The 1,593-nt window shown below is 65.0% G+C and carries 2 protein-coding genes and 1 pseudogene; 2 read left to right on the top strand and 1 reads right to left on the bottom strand.

Annotated features, from left to right (window positions below; translation table 11 throughout):
- A pseudogene (locus WCB02_RS35855) lies at nt 1-315 on the bottom strand (3-carboxy-cis,cis-muconate cycloisomerase); the annotation flags it as partial.
- 225 nt (nt 316-540) lie between these two features.
- Here WCB02_RS35855 and WCB02_RS35850 point away from each other — a divergent pair.
- Together WCB02_RS35850 and WCB02_RS35845 are read left to right on the top strand one after the other, a co-directional pair.
- Entirely contained in the window at nt 541-990 is a 450-nt protein-coding gene (locus WCB02_RS35850; RefSeq protein ID WP_423966253.1) for an SRPBCC family protein, read from the top strand.
- 136 nt (nt 991-1,126) lie between these two features.
- The coding region (locus WCB02_RS35845; RefSeq protein WP_423966251.1) for a (2Fe-2S)-binding protein at nt 1,127-1,593 on the top strand (467 nt) is incomplete at its 3' end.

Here is a 1,593-nt window from a genome sequence, read left to right as displayed (position 1 = left end):
CCAATGCACGTAGCGCGCGGCCTCGGCGTCCGTTTTGGCGACATGCGCGGTCAGCGCCTTCACCAGCGGTATCGCGAGGTTGCCGGAGCGCGTCGCGGCCTCCGCAAGGCTCGCGAGATCGAACGCCGCCGCCGTGCAGGCCCGCGCGATCGGCTCGGCCGCGTCTTGCGGGATGACGCCGACCGCGGCCTCGGCGCGCGCCAGCGCCGCCTCGAAGTCAAGCATGTTCTGCAGCAGGGCTAAATCGTCGCAGACGGCGCGCATCGGGCCGCTCGACAGCATCGGGGCGAGCAGGGGCGAGAGGGACGTGCTCATGATGCGCGCGACCTAACCATGCTCGACTACCTCTGCCAATCCCCCAACCCGCGGCCAGCAGTCGACTTCGCGCGAGGCCTCGCGGGCCGGCACAAGGCTGCTGCGCCCGCGAACATGCGTCCCGTGCCGCCAAACTGCATCGCACACCGGCCTCAACTGGTCTTCCCTTTGGCCGGCAGGTGCCTTAACTGGGGTAACAGACCTAGTCGATCCGGGGAGGCCCTCATGGCGATGACGATGAACGGCGAAGTCCAACTCGCGGCACCGCGCGAGGCGGTGTGGGCCAAGCTGAACGATCCCGAAGTCCTGAAAGCCTGCATCCCGGGCTGCGAGGAGTTGGAGAAGACCGATGAAGGCGGTTTTCGTGCGGTCGCCAAGATGAAGGTCGGGCCGGTGTCGGCACGATTCAAGGGCAAGGTGACCCTGAGCGATCTCGATCCGCCGAACGGCTACAAGATCTCGGGCGAGGGCGAGGGCGGCGTCGCGGGCTTCGCCAAGGGCGGCGCCACGGTGGCGCTGGCCGACAAGGACGGCGGCACCTTGCTCTCCTATGATGTCGAGGCGCAGATCGGCGGCAAGCTGGCGCAGCTCGGTCAGCGCCTGATCAACGGGACCGCCAAGAAACTGGCCGATGAGTTCTTTGCCAGTTTCGCCAAGGCGGTGGAAGGGACCTGAAGTCGAGACCTGAAGTTTGCTGCGTCGCGATCGGGGCAAGGTTGCCCATTACCGGGATGGCCCATATTATGGCGCCCGAATGATTTGATGGCTGTGCTGCCGTGCAATGCGGTCGCGCAGATAATAGAGAGTGCTGATGCCCAAGATTTCCTTGATCGTGAATGGCAATCCCGTCACCGCCAATGTCGACTCCAGAACCCTGCTGGTGCAGTTCCTGCGCGAGCATCTGCGGCTGACCGGCACGCATGTCGGCTGCGACACCTCGCAATGCGGCGCCTGCGTCGTGCATCTCGACGGCAAGGCGGTGAAGTCCTGCACCACGCTGATGGTGATGGCCGATGGCCACGAGGTCAAGACGATCGAGGGGCTCGCCGCCGACGGCGCGCCGCTGCATCCGATGCAGGAGGCGTTCCGTGAGAATCATGGCCTGCAATGCGGCTACTGCACGCCGGGAATGATCATGACCGCGGTCGATATTGTGCGGCGTAAGGGCAATGAGCTTGAGGACCGCACCATCCGCGAAGAACTCGAAGGCAATATCTGCCGCTGCACCGGCTATCATAATATCGTGAAAGCGATTGCCGCCGGCGCGCGCGCGATGCG

This window comes from Bradyrhizobium sp. (assembly GCF_049581145.1).
GTDB lineage: Bacteria > Pseudomonadota > Alphaproteobacteria > Rhizobiales > Xanthobacteraceae > Bradyrhizobium.
Note: the sequence above shows the minus strand (reverse complement) of the source record. Positions and strands in the feature narration are given on the sequence as shown.

What these genes read in the sequence shown, in the direction of transcription:
- WCB02_RS35850 (WP_423966253.1), top strand. Translation starts at nt 541, where the DNA reads ATGGCGATGACGATGAACGGCGAAGTCCAACTCGCGGCACCGCGCGAG.